The organism is Pseudomonas sp. LB3P31 (genome assembly GCF_054897945.1).
In genome coordinates, this window is record NZ_CM142710.1 from 2,597,280 (window position 1) to 2,613,494 (window position 16,215).

15 protein-coding genes and 1 pseudogene are annotated in these 16,215 nt (G+C 61.1%); 8 read left to right on the forward strand and 8 right to left on the reverse strand.

The genetic code is table 11. The annotated features are described in order from the left end of the window. Window positions 1-79: 79 nt before the first annotated feature. The gene (locus ACYZTK_RS11860) at window positions 80-904 is read right to left on the reverse strand and encodes a phosphatase PAP2 family protein (protein ID WP_462014602.1); all 825 of its coding nucleotides are present in this window, start codon (window positions 902-904) and stop codon (window positions 80-82) included. A gap of 8 nt (window positions 905-912) precedes the next feature. Beyond that, window positions 913-1,584 (reverse strand): lipopolysaccharide core heptose(II)-phosphate phosphatase PmrG, encoded by a 672-nt coding sequence (pmrG, locus tag ACYZTK_RS11865; protein ID WP_462014603.1) that lies wholly within the window; start codon window positions 1,582-1,584, stop codon window positions 913-915. Between the two features lie 467 nt (window positions 1,585-2,051). Between pmrG and ACYZTK_RS11870 the strand changes: the two are divergent. The 4 genes and pseudogenes from ACYZTK_RS11870 to ACYZTK_RS11885 all read left to right on the forward strand — a co-directional run. Then, window positions 2,052-2,930 (forward strand): annotated as a pseudogene (locus ACYZTK_RS11870) (methyl-accepting chemotaxis protein); the annotation flags it as partial. 201 nt (window positions 2,931-3,131) lie between these two features. After that, window positions 3,132-3,836 (forward strand): methyl-accepting chemotaxis protein, encoded by a 705-nt coding sequence (locus ACYZTK_RS11875; protein WP_462014896.1) that lies wholly within the window; start codon window positions 3,132-3,134, stop codon window positions 3,834-3,836. A gap of 226 nt (window positions 3,837-4,062) precedes the next feature. Continuing rightward, entirely contained in the window at window positions 4,063-5,091 is a 1,029-nt protein-coding gene (gene gliR, locus ACYZTK_RS11880) for an AraC family transcriptional regulator GliR (protein WP_462014604.1), read from the forward strand. Between the two features lie 566 nt (window positions 5,092-5,657). Next, window positions 5,658-6,005: a DUF6124 family protein gene (locus ACYZTK_RS11885; RefSeq protein WP_462014605.1), complete on the forward strand. Its 348-nt coding sequence runs from the start codon at window positions 5,658-5,660 to the stop codon at window positions 6,003-6,005. Window positions 6,006-6,314: 309 nt separating this feature from the next. Here the strand turns inward: ACYZTK_RS11885 and ACYZTK_RS11890 are convergent, their stop codons facing one another. The 4 genes from ACYZTK_RS11890 to ACYZTK_RS11905 form a co-directional block, all read right to left on the reverse strand. Next, the gene (locus ACYZTK_RS11890; protein WP_462014606.1) at window positions 6,315-7,760 is read right to left on the reverse strand and encodes a SulP family inorganic anion transporter; all 1,446 of its coding nucleotides are present in this window, start codon (window positions 7,758-7,760) and stop codon (window positions 6,315-6,317) included. A gap of 310 nt (window positions 7,761-8,070) precedes the next feature. After that, a complete protein-coding gene (locus ACYZTK_RS11895) occupies window positions 8,071-8,964 on the reverse strand; it encodes an NAD-dependent epimerase/dehydratase family protein (RefSeq protein WP_462014607.1) in 894 nt (297 codons plus the stop codon). A 103-nt stretch (window positions 8,965-9,067) separates the two neighbouring features. Continuing rightward, complete coding sequence (locus ACYZTK_RS11900; protein WP_462014608.1) at window positions 9,068-9,979, reverse strand: LysR substrate-binding domain-containing protein; 912 nt, start codon at window positions 9,977-9,979, stop codon at window positions 9,068-9,070. Window positions 9,980-10,156: 177 nt separating this feature from the next. Continuing rightward, the gene (locus ACYZTK_RS11905) at window positions 10,157-10,921 is read right to left on the reverse strand and encodes a sulfite exporter TauE/SafE family protein (RefSeq protein ID WP_462014609.1); all 765 of its coding nucleotides are present in this window, start codon (window positions 10,919-10,921) and stop codon (window positions 10,157-10,159) included. A 337-nt stretch (window positions 10,922-11,258) separates the two neighbouring features. On the opposite strand from ACYZTK_RS11905, the gene ACYZTK_RS11910 reads away from it, so the two are divergent. The 4 genes from ACYZTK_RS11910 to ACYZTK_RS11925 all read left to right on the forward strand — a co-directional run bounded on the left by ACYZTK_RS11910 (window position 11,259) and on the right by ACYZTK_RS11925 (window position 13,628). After that, entirely contained in the window at window positions 11,259-12,143 is an 885-nt protein-coding gene (locus ACYZTK_RS11910) for a LysR substrate-binding domain-containing protein (protein ID WP_462014610.1), read from the forward strand. 45 nt (window positions 12,144-12,188) lie between these two features. Continuing rightward, entirely contained in the window at window positions 12,189-12,764 is a 576-nt protein-coding gene (locus ACYZTK_RS11915; RefSeq protein WP_462014611.1) for an NAD(P)H-dependent oxidoreductase, read from the forward strand. A gap of 41 nt (window positions 12,765-12,805) precedes the next feature. Then, window positions 12,806-13,177 carry a MerR family transcriptional regulator gene (locus tag ACYZTK_RS11920; RefSeq protein ID WP_462014612.1) on the forward strand — a complete coding sequence of 124 codons (372 nt, stop codon included), beginning with the start codon at window positions 12,806-12,808 and terminating at the stop codon, window positions 13,175-13,177. Between the two features lie 106 nt (window positions 13,178-13,283). Next, on the forward strand, window positions 13,284-13,628 hold the full coding sequence (locus ACYZTK_RS11925) for a cupin domain-containing protein (protein ID WP_462014613.1): 345 nt from the start codon (window positions 13,284-13,286) through the stop codon (window positions 13,626-13,628). A 65-nt stretch (window positions 13,629-13,693) separates the two neighbouring features. Here the strand turns inward: ACYZTK_RS11925 and mmsB are convergent, their stop codons facing one another. Beyond that, window positions 13,694-14,581, reverse strand: a complete 888-nt coding sequence (gene mmsB / locus ACYZTK_RS11930) for a 3-hydroxyisobutyrate dehydrogenase (protein WP_462014614.1) — start codon at window positions 14,579-14,581, stop codon at window positions 13,694-13,696. A gap of 10 nt (window positions 14,582-14,591) precedes the next feature. Then, window positions 14,592-16,118: a CoA-acylating methylmalonate-semialdehyde dehydrogenase gene (locus ACYZTK_RS11935; protein ID WP_462014615.1), complete on the reverse strand. Its 1,527-nt coding sequence runs from the start codon at window positions 16,116-16,118 to the stop codon at window positions 14,592-14,594. Window positions 16,119-16,215 lie beyond the last annotated feature (97 nt).

The window sequence follows — 16,215 nt, forward strand, 5'->3', positions numbered from 1 at the left end:
GCAGTGTTTGTGATCGAAGCTGTGATGCAAGGTTGCCCTGCAACATAGAATCTCCCACAGGGGAAACAGCGACACCGATCTAGTGTAGGAGTGAGCCTGCTCGCGATTGCGTCCCCTCGGTTGATCGCGATTCGACCTGCGCCACCGGAACCTCCAACCGCGCCCGGCCATAAAACGCCAGCGCCGTCAGCAGACACGCCAGCCACACAAAAATCCCGGCCCAGAAGGTGTGGGACATGTAGTGCCACCCCTGCACGACGCGCGTGGTGCCATAGACAAACCCCAGCGCCAGCGAGCCGTACATCAGCGCCTTGGAATAGCGCCAGCGATAACGGCGCGCCACGAAATACAGCGCCAGCATGGTGAAACCGCCCGAGGCATGCCCACCCGGCCAGCAGCGTCCGTCACCCGCGACCTTCAGCAGGTCGAAATTCTGATACCACTCCTTGTGCTCGACTTTGCCGCCGTACTGGGTGGTTTCAATCGGGCAGTACACGCTGGTGTGGCCCTTGAGGTAGTGAATAACCCCGGTGCTGATGGAAAACGCAAACACCACATACAGAAAATCCCGACGGTGCCTGGTGGCAAATCGCAGCACCGGGCCCAGTTTGATTTTTTCCAGGAATGCGATGAGCTTCGAATGCTTTTCGGCCTTCAGGCGCGGCCATAAAAACGACAGCAAGGCACCGATGATCGCAATTTCACCGGTCCAGTTAGGGATGATACGCGCCCATTTGTGGGTGATTTTCTCGAACAGGTGAACATGGTCCAGCGGAAACGTCTGGGTGACCGGATCATAAAAAAGGTCGTTGAAGGCGATGTCGATTCGGGTCAGGTCAAACAGCAGGAAAACTACAATTGCGAGGGCTAGCGGAATGCCGAAGTTGAAGGCGTAAAAGCGCATGGGCTTGCTCATTGGGTAGTCACCGAACGCCAGTCGGAAGCTTCAACGAAGCCCAACATGCGTGGGACAGTAAAGGCTGCGGCAGAGATAAACAGCGACGCGCCGTAGCCGAGCGTCGAGACGGGCAGCTTGAGGTCCTTTTCCAGTTGCGCCATGCACTCGCTGTGGGTGACCAGAATCAGATTGCGACCGGGTACTTTGTGCATCAACGCATCCTTGAGCATGGTGCCCCGGCAATTGATCAACCACTCTTCACCGGTGCCGACTTTGTTGAACATATACCCGGCCGTCTGCGCAGTGCGCAGCATCGGGCTGTTGTAGACATCGGCCTTGTCCAGACCCAGCTGCTCGAACTGCGCACCGACGCCCACTGCGACACTGCGCGAGCGTGCGGTGATGCCGTCGTCGCCGCTCAGGCAAGCGGCGCTGGAGTGATCGCAGCGCTCGACGTGGCGCACCAGCACGATCATGTCGCCCTTGGCCCAACCGTCGAGCAAGGCCCGGCCGCCAGCGGCATTGCCATGGGCCAGGTCTGGCACGGCGGCCGGCGCCAACAGCCAGAGGGTCAACGGGATGACCAGCAGGGCCGAAGCCAGAACCACGACGGTATTTCGATTGCGGGCCAGCCAGCCCAGGTCAATCGAGCGTTTTATCCCGAACAGATTCAGTCTTAGTTCCACGTCTAGCCGCCTCGCCGGCATGCATCGCCATCATTTGATGCGGCGAGGGTAGAGAGTGGTGCGTTGGCAGGGAGTGAAACGGTTGTGAAAAAAGTCTTGGAACCGCCCACCTGTGGGAGCAAAGCTTGCTCGCGATGGCGCCGTGTCAATCCACGACAATGTTGAATGACGCATCGCCATCGCGAGCAAGCTTTGCTCCCACAGGGTTTTGATCTTCAGTTAACAGAATACCGGCCGATAACCACCTGCTACCCATTCTTGCTGGCTCTCAAAAACAACAATCTTCCAGCCAACTGACGATCAAGAAGCACAACGTTCCTGGAGGAATTGTGATGAATAGCTGGTTCGGCAACATCAGCGTAAACCTGAAACTGGGCCTGGGATTTGGTCTGGTCCTGGCACTGACCTGCGTCCTCGCCCTGACCGGCTGGACCAGCCTGGGCGGGTTGATTGACCGCAGCAACTGGATGAGTGACATCACTCAGCTCAACGCCGGCCTGACCAAACTACGCGTGGTGCGCCTGCAGTACATGCTGACCAACGGTGACGAAACCGCCGCGCAGAATGTACAAACCACCCTTGATGCATTTTCTGCCCAACAACAAGCGCTGCTGGCGAAATTCAAGAGCCCGGACAATCTCAAGCTGCTGCGCGAGCAAGGCGCCGAGATCGACGCCTACAAAGCCTCTCTGAACAAAATGCGCAGCGCCTACCGCAGCGGCAATAGCGCCCGTGACGCCATGGGTGTCAACGCCGACACGGCCAACTCGCTGATCAACTCCATCTATACCCACGTGCAGCAAATGCCGCTCAGCGATCAGCGCTTCGAACAATTCCAGGCCATCACCGCCGCCAAGGAAGCGTTCCTGCTCGCGCGCTATGAAGTGCGCGGCTACACCGCCACCACCAATGCCGAGACCGAGCAGAAAGCCGTTGCCCAGCTGGACGCCGCGATTGCCAGCCTCAAATCGTTGAACGTACATTTTGCCGACACTCAGCTCGATTCATTGCGCCAGCTGGAATCCGCGCTGGGCAACTACCGCAACGCTTTGCAGGCGTACAAGAACGCCAGCAATGAAGCGGTTCAGGCGCGCAAGGAAATGACCGATCAAGGCGCCGCCATCGTGGCCCTGAGCGACCAGCTGTATCAGATCCAGCTCGACCGCCGCGACGCCGAAAGCGCCCAGGCGCGTACCTTGCAACTGATCAGCACCCTGCTTGCATTGCTGGTGGGCATCATTGCCGCCGTGCTCATCACCCGCCAGATCACCGGCCCGCTGCGCGAAACCCTGGCAGTGGTCGAGCGTATCGCCAGTGGCGACCTGTCCCAGGACGTCAAGGTCACGCGGCGTGACGAACTGGGCGTGTTGCAACAAGGCATCGCGCGCATGGGTGTGACCCTGCGCGACCTGATCAGCGGCATCCGCGACGGCGTCGCGCAGATTGCCAGCGCCGCTGAAGAGTTGTCTGCCGTGACCGAACAAACCAGCGCTGGCGTCAACAGCCAGAAAGTCGAGACCGATCAGGTCGCCACCGCCATGCACGAGATGACGGCGACGGTGCAGGAAGTCGCGCGTAATGCCGAACAAGCCTCGCAAGCCGCTGCTGCGGCAGACGGCGAAGCTCGCGAAGGCGACAAGGTGGTCAACGAAGCGATCGCGCAGATTGAGCGCCTGGCCAGCGAAGTCGCGCGTTCCACCCAAGCCATGAGCGTGTTGCAACAGGAAAGCGACAAGATCGGTAGCGTCATGGACGTGATCAAGGCCGTTGCCGAGCAGACCAACTTGCTCGCCCTCAACGCCGCCATCGAAGCGGCCCGCGCCGGTGAAGCCGGTCGTGGTTTTGCCGTGGTAGCCGACGAAGTGCGCGGGCTGGCCCAGCGCACGCAGAAGTCCACCGAGGAAATCGAAGGCCTGGTGGCCGGCCTACAGAACGGCACCCAGCAGGTGGCGACGGTGATGAACAACAGCCGCACCCTCACCGACAGCAGCGTCGCCTTGACCCGCAAGGCCGGCCTGTCCCTGGAAAACATCACCCGCACGGTGTCAAATATCCAGTCGATGAACCAGCAGATCGCCGCTGCTGCCGAACAGCAAAGCGCGGTGGCCGAGGAAATCAGCCGCAGCATTATCAATGTGCGCGACGTGTCAGAGCAGACTGCTGCAGCCAGTGACGAGACGGCCAAATCGAGTGTTGAACTGGCGCGGTTGGGTGGGCAGTTGCAGATGATGGTCAGCCACTTCCGCGTTTGATCACGCGGTTGCGGTGACTGAAAAATCGATTCGCGGGCAAGCTCGCTCCCACAGGTTATGTATCGTTCACAAGTTCAATGAACAACACAAAACCTGTGGGAGCGGCGGTGTGACGATTCGACTTGCTTGCGAAGGCGGCCTGACGGCCATTTACTTCACCTGTGCTTTCCCACTACCTTTCAAGGCAGTGATCCGCGCAAGCGGGCCTTGATCAAGGAACATGAGCATGCAATCCCTCGGCTTCACATCCGTTCCGCCGCTGCTCAAATACCTGCGTTATGCCGAGCAATTGGGCATCGCCACAGAACCCGCGCTGGTGGCTGCCGGGTTACAGGCGCAAGAGTTGAGCGACAACAGCTTGCGGTTGCCGGGCGAGGTGCATGAAAAGCTGCTCGACTACTTCTGTGAACACTCGGGCGACCCGTTGTTCGGCCTCAACTCGGCGCGTTTCGTGTTGCCCAACTCCTGGAGCGTGTTGGGCTACATCACCATGAACTGCGCGACTCTGGGCGATGCCATGAGCCGCATCATGCCGTTCGAGAAGCTGGTCGGGGACATGGGCGTCAGCCGCGCCGAGGTGCTGGACGCGCACGTGCACCTGATCTGGACCTGCCGCCACCAACGCCCGCGCATTCGCCGGCACCTGGTGGAAAACGTGCTGGGTTCCTGGCTGCAGTACGCACGCTGGATTGCCGACACTCAAGTATCGCCGGCTGCCGTGTGGCTGGAACACTCACGGCCGATCGAAACGACTTTGGCGCAGTACGAGAAGTTTTTCGACTGTCCGGTGTTATTCGACCAGCCTTACTCGGCGCTCATTGTGCCGTTGGCGTATCTGCAATTACCGTTGCGCCAGGCCGATGCACAATTGCTGCGGACCCTGGAAGAACATGCGCTCGGCCTGATGGCCACGCTCGAGGACGCGTCGCTGGAGCAGCGGGTCAAGGGCATTTTGCGCCAGTTGCTTAAGGAGGGCTTACCGCGCAAGGAGCAGGTGGCCGATCAGTTGGCTGTGTCGGTGCGCACGCTGCAACGCCAGCTGCAGCAGACGGGGACTTCATACCAGCAGATTCTCGATGACCTGCGACAGGAGTTGGCCGAGCATTATCTGCTCAACAGCACCCTGCCGATTCAGGACATCGCCCTGTACCTGGGGTTTACCGAGGCGCGCTCGTTTCATCGGACGTTCAAGAGCCGTCGGGGGATAACGCCCGGGGAGTTTCGGCAGGTTCATCGAGAGCCGGGTAATGGCTGAAAAAAGCCTCTCCAAAGAGCATTTACTGACTGCGTCGTAGAAACTTGAAGTAGGACTTTTCGATGGTGCCATGTAGGACTTTTCAAATTACCGGAGCGCGGTGGTGATAAGCCCCTGTTAATTGCGCAGGCAGTTGTGACCGCATCGCGAGCAGGCTCACTCCTACAGGTGAGCGTGTCCGCTGGGTTGAGCGTTGGGTACGTTGGACGTCAACGTGCTGCATGCGTGTTTAATCGTCGGCAACTTCACTTCCTGTAAAGCTACAGCGCCTTGCGCGGATGCCTACAGCTACGCCAGAATCCGCCGGCTTGTGCGCCTTGGGGCGGGTCGGTAACTTGGTTCGCGTCACTGCCTATCAGTGATCGGGTTTAGTAGCCCGACTAGTCATCTTCGGTTGCACCGGCTTCATTCAGTCAGGTTTTCGCCTGCACTTAATGGTAGCTGTGCGCATGGCGCCCTCGGGCGCGCCGGGTTTTGGGATGGCTTACCGGTCTACTAACTTGCGCACAGCTGCCACCCTTTCGTTTAGTAGCGAGCTGGTAGCGGCCCTACTGGAGAAAGTCCCCATGTTCAAGGTCACACCCAATCCGCCAGACGTGGATCCGCAGCTATCACGTGAAAACCCCACTTCGAATAATCCTCACAAGTCGGCCGAAAACCCACCCTCCATCGCCGACATCAAAGCCACCCCGCGCAAACTCTGCAGCCTCTTCACAGTCAATCCAGAGTTCGATACCGAAACCCTGCTGGCTTATGCCTGCGAGTCCCTTGCATCGGCCAGTGTCATGGCCTCGGACTTGGTGGATCACCTGGAGGGCTCGTCGCGCAATGCGCTGTTGGGCATTACGCAGGTCATCATGCTGAGTGAGCTGACGGTGAATCGAGTGTTGGATCGGTTCGAGCCACCGGAGTGACGGTCACCGGCAAGTAGCGGATCAAAAGATCGCAGCGTGCCGCAGCTCCTACAGACGCTGCGTAAGTCTGGGGTCTTTTGGTGCCATTGAAAGCCCACTCGCAGATTGCCTCCCCGCGCCAGAAAACGCCCTGCGTATCTGCCATTCGCCTGGCTTTCGCTGTAGCTCAAAATCCCGTTGTTACTGCCATCGATGATCAGGGCGTTGCGAATCAGCGTGTCGTACTGCATGTCAGTCTCCCAGCGGAGCCGCCCTTACTCATCAAATGTACACCGCTCCCACTCCTGGCAACATCGGTAACATCAGCGATCACTCGTGATTGACCCGGGCGCGCTTGAGCAGCTTCTTGCAGCGTTCGGACAGGTGCAGCACGCGCAGGTGCTTGCCGGCCTTGGCGTAGCGCTCGCGCAGGGTAATCAACGCGGCAATGGCCGAGTAGTCGACGAAGCTCAGATGACGGCAGTCGATGGTCACGTGAGCGGGGTCGTTGGCCGGATCGAACTGGTTGAGAAACGGCGTGGTCGAGGCGAAGAACAGCGTGCCGTGCAGGTGATACAGCTTGCTGCCGTCGGCTTCGATATGCGCATCGGCGTAGAGCTCGCGAGCCTGCTGCCAGGCGAAGTTCAGCGCCGCGATGATGATGCCGCAGAGCACAGCCGTCGCCAGGTCGGTGAACACGGTAATCACAGTCACCGCGACGATCACCAGCACATCGTTCAGCGGCACCTTGTTCAGAACCCGCAGCGAAGCCCAGGCGAATGTCTGCTGTGACACCACGAACATCACCCCGACCAGCGCCGCCAGCGGGATGCGCTCGATCAGCGGCGAGAGCAACAGCACGAACAGCAGGATCATCACGCCCGCCACCACGCCGGACAGCCGACCACGGCCACCGGAGCTGAGGTTGATCACGGTCTGGCCAATCATCGCGCAGCCGCCCATGCCGCCGAACACCCCGGAGACCATGTTGGCCGCCCCCAGCGCCACGCATTCGCGATCCGGATAACCACGGCTCTCGGTGATTTCATCGGTGAGATTCAGGGTAAGCAAGGTTTCCAGCAGGCCGACCAGCGCCATCAGGATCGCGTAGGGGGCGATGATCTGCAGGGTTTGCAGATTCCACGGGATGTCGGGCAAGGCGAACGCCGGCAAACCGCCGGCGATGTGTGCCATGTCGCCGAGGGTGCGGGTCGGCAGGCCCAGCGCAAATACCGCCAGGCCGACGCCGAGGATCGCCACCAGCGCCGGCGGCACTGTGCGGGTCAGGCGCGGTAGCAGGTAGACGATGGCCATGGTCACGGCGACCAGTCCGATCATGATGTACAGCGGCTCGCCACTGAGCCACGTATCACCGCTCTTGAAATGTTCAAGCTGCGCCAGGGCGATGATGATCGCCAGGCCGTTGACGAATCCGAGCATCACCGGGTGGGGCACCATGCGCACCAGCTTGCCCAGCTTGAGCAGCCCGAACGCCAGCATGATCAGCCCGCCCAGCAGCACGGTGGCCAGCAGGTACTGCACACCGTGCTGCACCACCAGCGCGACGATTACCACCGCCATCGAACCCGCCGCCCCCGACACCATGCCCGGCCGGCCGCCGAACAGCGCGGTCAGGGTGCAGATGATGAACGCCCCATAAAGCCCCATCAGCGGATTGAGGTGAGCGACCAGCGCGAAGGCGATGCATTCTGGAAGCAGGGCGAACGAGGTGGTGAGTCCGGCCAGGATGTCGGCGCGCAGACGTTTTGGTTTCATGGGGTACCCAAAAATACGGGCCGCGGGGACGGGGCCGGGAAAGAGGGTGGGATGTTACGGAATTGGGGGGGATCAGGCTACTTTGGGGAATTCAGAAATGCCATCGCGGGCAAGCCTTGCTCCCACAGACCACATTGACCTGTGGGAGCAAGGCTTGCCCGCGATGCTTTTGTGGGAGCAAGGCTTGCTCACGATGCTTTTGTGGGAGCAAGGCTTGCCCGCGATGCTTTTGTGGGAGCAAGGCTTGCCCGCGATGCTTTTGTGGGAGCGAGCCTGTCCGCGATGAACGATAACGCGGTCTAAAGCGAACTCACACCATCTCATCCCGAATCCATTCAACCACCGAAGTGCGCTTCGGCGCCCAGCCCAGCAATTCCCGCGCATGCTTGCCGCGCACCCGGCTGTTGGAGCCCAGGCCATAGTTGGCCATTTCATAACCCCACTCCGCTTCGGCGTCCTTCAACGGCCAGTCCTGCGGCTCGCCCAATTTCAGGGCCTGGGCCATGGCAGTGGTCATGTCGATGAACGACGCTTCGCCGCTCTCGACGAAGTAGAAGGTGCCAGGTACGTTGCGGGCCAGCGTCAGCAGGTACAGGGCTACCACGTCCTCGATGTGCACGTTGGACCAGATGTTCTGGCCGCTGCCGACATGGCGCACCACCCCGCTGTTGCGCGCCTGTTTGAGCAAGCGCGGCAATTGCACGCTGTCACGCTTCACGCCCAGGCTATGGCCGTAGATCAGGGTGTTGCAGATCACGGCCGAGTTCACGCCGTCCTTCGCCGCTGCAAGAATCAGGTTATCGATGGCAACCCGGGCAGCCTTGTCGACGGTCGGCTCCGGCAGGCTGTCTTCGAAGTAGATAACGTCGCTGGACTTGCCGCCGGACGCATCGCCGACGATGCTCGAACCGCTGGTGTGCAGGAACACTTTGCCGGAGCCGCGCAGCGCGTCGAGCAAGGCCTCGACTGCGCCGCGATGATCGCTGCTGGCGGCGTTGATCACGGCATCGGCAGCACGGGCCTGCTCGGCCAGCAGTGCGCTGTCGTCAAGGGTACCGATGACCGGGGTGATGCCCAGTGCGCTCAGTTCAGTGGCCTGCTCTTTATTGCGCACCAGGCCGGTAACCTGGTGGCCTGCGCGAATCAGACCAGTGGCGATCGAACCGCCGATAAAACCTGCAGCGCCAGTGACGAATACGTTCATGGAGTAACTCCGTGCGTGGATAAGTGATGGGTCCAGTATTGGGGACCCTGCCTTTGGGAAACAGGCACTGCAGCCCAAATCACTGTTGCGCAGGAGTCACGAATCAGCCGTTGAACTGCGCATTTGCATACACAGCCAATTTCCCCTGGATGAAATCCAGGAAGCACTGGATGCGTAAGGCAAGTTGCGAGTTGCGGTAGTACACCGCGTTGATCGGCTGCCGATACCCGCTGTTGAAATCGGCCAGCAGAACCTGCAGGCGACCGGCGCGAATGTCTTCGATGGTCATGAAGTGCGACAGGCAGGCGATACCCTGCCCCTGCAGCGCCAGGTGGCGGATGGTCTCGCCGCTGGAGGCGTTGATGCTCGCCTGGATCGGCCAGCGGTCGCCGTGCACGCAGCGCAACGGCCACTGGTTGAGGCCTTCGTTCTGGGTAAAGCCGAGCAGGTTGTGCTCATTCAGGTCCGCCACGGCCGTTGGTGTACCGTGCTGCTCCAGATAAGCCGGGCTGGCGAGGATATGCAGCGGGCTGCCACCCAGGGAGCGGGCGTGCAGGGTCGAGTCGGCCAGGGTACCGATGCGGATGGCGATATCGGTGCTTTGTTCGAGCAGGTCGATGATCAGGTCGTTGCTGTTGAGTTCCAGCTGGATGTCCGGGTAGAGCCGGCGGAACTCGTCGATGTACGGCACAATGGCGTGCAGCATGAAAGGCGATGCGGCGTTGATCCGCAGGCGCCCGGAAGGCGTTTGCTGGCGCGAGGTCAGACGTTCTTCGAGCTCGTCCATCTGGTCGAGGATGCGCTTGGCATGCTCGAAAAAATACTTGCCCTCCTCGGTCAGGTCCATGCGCCGGGTGGTGCGGTTGATCAGCGTGGTTTCCAGCTTGGCCTCCAGCCGCGACAAGGTGCGACTGACCGCCGAAGGCGTTTGTCCGACCTGCTCGGCGGCGGCGGAAATCGATCCGCATTCAATCACGCAGACGAAGATCTGCAGTTCATCGGATCTGGCTTTCACGGGTGTCCTCTATCGCATGAATCGCCAGGATCGCAGCCTTCGGCAGCTCCTACAGGGGAAATGTGAACTCTGTAGGAGCTGCCGAAGGCTGCGATCTTTTCGGCCGTTGCGCCGATAGTAGCCCCTTATACCGACAGGCCAAACACCTCGCTCAAATGCTGCTCACCCCGTCAACCACTAACCGCTGATCAGCAAGTGGGCGCCGAGCACGCCCAGGCCGATAAAAAACACGCGCTTGAACAGGCCGGCACTAATGCGCTGACGCAACCATTGCCCCAGCAGCATGCCGGCCACCGCCGGAATCAGTACCAGAAAAGACGCGCTCAGCTCGCCGCCGCCAAGAGCGCCGCGCCAGAACAGGCCGGCGGCCAGGGCGAGGGTCGAAACGGTGAATGACAGGCCGAGTGCCTGCACCAGTTGATCCTTGCCCAGGTCCAGCGCTTGCAAGTAAGGCACCGCCGGGATGACGAAGACGCCCGTGGCCGAGGTGATCACGCCGGTCAAAACGCCGCACAGCGGGCCGAGCCAGCGCTCGGCACGGCTGACGACCTGCAAGGTGGGCAGGAACAAGCCGCTCAATGCGTATAGCAGCAGCGCCGCGCCCAATCCCCGCACGACCCAGTGTCCCCCGGTCATGCCGATCCATAGCGTGCCCGCGCCTGTGCCAATGAAAATCGCCAGGAGCATGGGCCATAGGCGCCTGATCAACGCGCGCAGATGCCCGCCGAATGCCAGTTGCCAGAGGTTGGTCAACGTTGCGGGAATGATCAACAGCGCGGCAGCCTGCGCTGGCGCCATAGCCAGGCCGAGCAGACCCATGGCGATGGTGGGCAGGCCCAGGCCGATGATGCCCTTGATCATGCCGGCCAGCAGGAAGGTGGCGATGATCATCATCGACAGGGCCAGGCCGAGATTTTGATAGAACGTCAGGAGAGTATTCATGGCTTAAGCGTGGAGTGGGACGGGTGGTTTGGAAAGCTGGTTTATACTGAGGATGCCTCTTGCTGTGATTGAGGCTGTATTTTTCGTTGATGCTGCCGGTGCTATCGCGAGCAGGCTCACTCCTACAGGTGAATGCGGTCAACTGTGGGAGCGGGCTTGCTCGCGAAAGCGTCAGTCGCATCAATTCGAATCGTCCGGACTGCCGCCTTCGCGAGCAAGCCCGCTCCCACAGTAGTCCCGCGTGCGGCGAAATTTTTGCGCATGGCTCCTAAACCTGTAGGAGTGAGCCTGCTCGCGATGAGGTCATCATGCCCACACAAACACCAAGGCAGACTCCATGCACTTCGACCTCACCGACCTACGCCTCTACCTGAACATCCTCGACAGCGGCAACATCACCGCCGGCGCTACCCGCAGCCATTTGTCCCTGGCGGCAGCGAGTGCGCGGATTCGGGCGATGGAGGCATCCCTGGGCGTCGACTTCCTGCTACGCGGGCGACGTGGCGTCACCCCCACTGCCGCCGGCAAGGCACTGGCGCAACACGCCCGACTGCTGCTGCAACATGCCGATCGCCTGCAACAGGACCTCGCCGAATATGCCAAGGGCGTCAAAGGCCAGGTGCGCTTGTTGTGCAACACCACGGCAATGACCGAGTACCTGCCGGAACCGCTCGCAGACTTTCTGCTCAGCCACCCCAACTTGGACATCGAGCTGCAGGAACTGCCCAGCTCGCGCATCACCCACGCGTTGCGCCAGGGCGCGGCGGACCTGGGTATCGTCTCGGACGCCGTGGACAGCACCGACCTGCAAACCCGCGCGTTTCGCGACGATCCTTTGGTACTGGTCATGCCCCGCGATCACCCCCTGGCAATCCGCGATTCCTTGAGCTTCCGCGACACCCTGGCGCATGCCTACGTCGGCCTGAATGCTAATAGCGCCCTGGCGATTTACCTGGAAGAACAGGCGCTGCATAGCGGTTCGCGCCTGCAGATCCGCATCCGTGCCGATGGCTTCGACGCAGCCCTGCGCATGGTCGCCCGGGGCGCCGGGCTGGCCGTCGTGCCGCGAGCAGCCGTGGAGCGCTGGTCGGGCGAACCGCCGTTCAACAGCATCGCGCTGACCGATCCCTGGGCCCAGCGCAAACTGCTGCTGTGCGCCCGCGACTTCGCGCAACTGCCCGGTTACGCCAAGGCCCTGCTGCACGCCTTGACTCTCCCCTGAAGGGCAGACTTTACCCTTGGGCTTTCCTCTTCAAGGACCGCCACGATGGGCAAACGGATTCTGGTGATTCTCGGCCATCCTTCCAGCAACAGTTTTTGCGCAGCGCTGGTCGAGCGCTACACCCAGTCGGCACTGCGCGCCGGACATGAAGTGCGCCAACTGTTCCTGGGGCAGCTGATGTTCGATCCAGTGCTGCGCGAAGGCTACCAACAAGTGCAGCCCCTGGAGCCGGACTTGCTGCAAGCCCAGGCGGACGTCCTGTGGGCGGAGCAGCTGACGCTGGTCTTCCCGATCTGGTGGGGCGGGATTCCGGCTGTGCTCAAGGGCTTTTTCGATCGTGTATTCCTCCCCGGCTTCGCCTTCAAATACCGTAAAGGCAAAGCCTTCCCCGACAAACTCCTGCGCGGTCGCAGCGCACACTTGCTGGTCACCATGGATACGCCGCCCTGGTACTACCGCTGGTTCTATCACATGCCTGGCGTGCATCAGATGCGCAAGACCATCCTGCAATTCTGTGGCATCAAACCCGCCGCAACCCTCACCTTCGGGCCGATCCTCGACTCCAATACCGCGCAGCGTGAACGGTGGTTGCAGCAAGCGGAGGCTATCGCCAGTCGCTGAGTGTGCCGATAATGCCCTCGACTCATTAAAGGGAATTACTGATGTACATCGGCCAGGCTGCACAGCGTTCCGGAACCACCATCAAAAGCATCCGCCACTACGAGGCGATCGGCCTGTTGCCAGCGGCTGAACGCCACGGCACATATCGCGTTTATGACCAGCAGAGCGTCGAACTGCTGGTCTTCATCAAATGCGCGCAACAGCTGGGTTTCCGCCTGAAGGAGTTGCAGGCGATTTTCGCTGGCTATCAGGGCGCGCAGGTGCCGTGGGAGTTGGCGCATCAGGCCATCGCGGCGAAGAAACTCGAGATCGGCGAACGCATGGCTACACTGGCGCGGCAACACGCGCAGCTGGTTGAGTTCGAACGGGGCATCGAACAGTCTCAGGCCGCCTGTCCGCTGGAGACTCTCTAGGCGGCCGCGCGTTTCTGGACACCCCGATGTCGAGCACAGACAACTCGCCGCTGGACGGGCGCTATAGGGTGCAGCTTCGTTCTTGCATCCACTGCCCGGAGTTCACATGACCGCACCTATTACCGTTCTTCGCGACACCCATCCGCTACCGGTACTCGACGCCTGCAAATGGGAAAAGCTCGAAGGCGACCCGCACACCGTCAACCTCAACGCCTACACCAGCGAAGACGGCAGCAAGATCATGGGCACATGGATCTGCACGCCGGGGAAATGGTATGTGGAATATGTGAAGTGGGAGTACTGCCATTTCCAGGAAGGCTACTGCGTGATCACCCCGGAAGGTATGGAACCGATCCATTTGCGTGCGGGGGATATTTTTGTGGTTGAGCCGGGGATGAAGGGGACGTGGGAAGTGGTTGAGACGGTGCGCAAGTATTTTGTGTTTGCCTGAGTAGGCAAAAAGATCGCAGCCTGCGGCAGCTCCTACGGGCTGCGATCTTTTCCTGGGAAACCCCGTTACTGAGGTTTGCGATAGCTGTTGATAATCGCCGAGAAGTCTTTGCCACCCTCTCCGCGCAAGCTCATCGCCTGATACAACTGCTGCGCCACCGCGCCGAGCACCACCGGCTGATGCGCCTGACGGGCCGCTTCGGTGGCCAGTCCCAGGTCCTTGAGCATCAGCTCGGCGCCAAAGCCGCCGGTATAACCGCGCGAAGCCGGAGCGGTCTCGACGATGCCCGGCCACGGGTTGTACATTTCCGAACTCCAGCAGCGCCCGGTGGAACTGTTGATGATCCCGGCCAACACGCCCGTGTCGATGCCCAAGGCATCGCCGAGGGCCATGGCTTCACTGACGCCGACCATGGAAATCCCCAGCAGCAGGTTATTGCAGATCTTGGCGATCTGCCCGGTGCCCACTTCGCCGCAATGGACGATGTTGCGGCCCATTTGCGCCAGCACCGGTTGCAGGGTGGCGAACAGCTCGGGAGTGGCACCGACCATGAAGGTCAGGGTGCCAGCAGCCGCGCCACCGGTGCCGCCAGACACCGGCGCATCGGCCATGGTCACGCCCTGTTTGGCGGCGGCGCTCGCCACCTCCCGCGCGGTCTGCGGGTCGATGGTGCTGCAGTCCACCGCTGGCACGCCTTGTCCAATGCCGGCGAGCACGCCGTCTTCACCCAGCCAGACACTGCGCACATGCACCGCGGCCGGCAGCATGGTAATCACCAGCTCCGCACCTTGTGCCGCCTCGCGAGCCGAAGCGCTGATGCTGCCGCCCAATTGCTCCAGTTCGGCCAGCACGGTGGTGTTCAGGTCGACCAGTTTCAACTCATGGCCGGCCTTGATCAGGTTGCGCGCCATCGGCGCGCCCATGTTGCCCAGACCGATAAATGCGATTTTCATGGAGGGCTCCTTAGCGCAAGTTGATGGTGGTGTTCACACCGTCATTGACGCTGTCGTCATCGAACCAGCGACTGGTGACAGTCTTGGTCTGAGTGTAGAACTGCACCACTTGCTTGCCATAAGGGCCGAGGTCGCCGAGTTTCGAACCGCGCGAACCGGTGAAGCTGAAGAACGGGACCGGCACCGGGATCGGGATGTTGATGCCCACTTGGCCGACGTCGATTTCGTTCTGGAATTTACGCGCCGCCGCACCGCTTTGGGTGAACAGGCCAGTGCCGTTGCCGAACGGGTTGGCGTTGACCAGGGCGATGGCTTCATCGAGGGTGTTGACCTCGAGCACCACCAGCACCGGGCCGAAGATTTCCTGGGTGTAGATCTGCATGTCGGTGGTCACGCCGGAGAACAGCGTCGGACCGACGAAGTTGCCCTGCTCATAGCCGGCAACGCTGATGTCGCGACCGTCGAGCTCCAGCTTGGCGCCTTCCTTGATGCCGCTTTCGATCAGGTCGAGAATGCGCGCCTTGGCCCGTTTGGAAATCACCGGCCCGACGTCGGTGCCAGGCTCGCTACCGGCATTGACCTTGAGTTTCTGCGCCAGTGCCTTCAAGTCCGGCAGCCACTGCTTGGCCGCGCCTACCAGCACCACCACCGAGGTCGCCATGCAACGCTGACCCGCGGCGCCAAAACCGGCACCGACCAACGCGTTCAGCGCCTGTTCGCGGTTGGCATCCGGCAGTACCACGGCGTGGTTCTTCGCGCCCATCATCGACTGCACGCGCTTGCCGTGCTTGCCGGCCAGGTCGTAGACGTGAGTGCCCACGGCGGTCGAGCCGACGAAGGATACGGCCTTGATGTCCTTGTGGGTGCAGAGTGCATCCACCACATCCTTGCCGCCGTGCACCACGTTGAGCACGCCTGGCGGAACGCCGGCCTCAAGCGCCAGTTCAACCAGCAGTAAGGTCGACAGCGGATCCTGTTCGGACGGTTTCAGGACGAAGGTGTTGCCGCAGGCGATGGCCATTGGGAACATCCAAAGTGGAATCATCGCCGGGAAGTTGAATGGGGTAATGCCGGCGCACACGCCGATCGGCTGGCGCAGGGTGTAGGTATCGACGCCGCTGGCAACGTTCTCGGCGAACTCGCCCATCTGCAGAGTACCGATGGAGCAGGCATGCTCGACCACTTCCAGGCCACGGAAAATATCGCCTTCAGCGTCAGCAATGGTCTTGCCCTGCTCGTTGCTGAGCACCACGGCAATACGCTTGGAATGCTCGCGGATCAACGCCTGAAGTTTGAGCATGATGCGCATGCGCGCGCCAATTGGCGTCAGCTTCCAGGTCTGGAAGGCGCGGTGGGCAGCTTCAATGGCAGCGTTGACTTCCGAGGCGGTGGCGAACGGCACCTTGGCCAGCACTTGCTGGGTCGCCGGGTTGACAATGTCGTGCCACTCGGTGGACTGCGACTCGACCCACTCGCCGTTGATCAACAGCTTGACCTTCTGCACGGTGGTGTCGTTGGGCGTGAGCGATGCGTTCATGGGGGGTCTCCTGGACTTGTTGTTATCAGGGAGCCAAGGCGCGAGTGTCGCGAATTGGTTGTCGGCGGTTTTTGGAGTATAGATGTGCAAACTTCTA

What these genes read in the sequence shown, in the direction of transcription:
- ACYZTK_RS11875 (WP_462014896.1), top strand. Translation starts at nt 3,132, where the DNA reads ATGACGGCGACGGTGCAGGAAGTCGCGCGTAATGCCGAACAAGCCTCG.
- ACYZTK_RS11925 (WP_462014613.1), top strand. Translation starts at nt 13,284, where the DNA reads ATGACCGCACCTATTACCGTTCTTCGCGACACCCATCCGCTACCGGTA.
- ACYZTK_RS11895 (WP_462014607.1), bottom strand. Translation starts at nt 8,964, where the DNA reads ATGAACGTATTCGTCACTGGCGCTGCAGGTTTTATCGGCGGTTCGATC.
- ACYZTK_RS11860 (WP_462014602.1), bottom strand. Translation starts at nt 904, where the DNA reads ATGCGCTTTTACGCCTTCAACTTCGGCATTCCGCTAGCCCTCGCAATT.
- ACYZTK_RS11915 (WP_462014611.1), top strand. Translation starts at nt 12,189, where the DNA reads ATGGGCAAACGGATTCTGGTGATTCTCGGCCATCCTTCCAGCAACAGT.
- mmsB (WP_462014614.1), bottom strand. Translation starts at nt 14,581, where the DNA reads ATGAAAATCGCATTTATCGGTCTGGGCAACATGGGCGCGCCGATGGCG.
- ACYZTK_RS11905 (WP_462014609.1), bottom strand. Translation starts at nt 10,921, where the DNA reads ATGAATACTCTCCTGACGTTCTATCAAAATCTCGGCCTGGCCCTGTCG.
- ACYZTK_RS11910 (WP_462014610.1), top strand. Translation starts at nt 11,259, where the DNA reads ATGCACTTCGACCTCACCGACCTACGCCTCTACCTGAACATCCTCGAC.
- ACYZTK_RS11920 (WP_462014612.1), top strand. Translation starts at nt 12,806, where the DNA reads ATGTACATCGGCCAGGCTGCACAGCGTTCCGGAACCACCATCAAAAGC.
- ACYZTK_RS11935 (WP_462014615.1), bottom strand. Translation starts at nt 16,118, where the DNA reads ATGAACGCATCGCTCACGCCCAACGACACCACCGTGCAGAAGGTCAAG.
- gliR (WP_462014604.1), top strand. Translation starts at nt 4,063, where the DNA reads ATGCAATCCCTCGGCTTCACATCCGTTCCGCCGCTGCTCAAATACCTG.
- ACYZTK_RS11890 (WP_462014606.1), bottom strand. Translation starts at nt 7,760, where the DNA reads ATGAAACCAAAACGTCTGCGCGCCGACATCCTGGCCGGACTCACCACC.
- ACYZTK_RS11885 (WP_462014605.1), top strand. Translation starts at nt 5,658, where the DNA reads ATGTTCAAGGTCACACCCAATCCGCCAGACGTGGATCCGCAGCTATCA.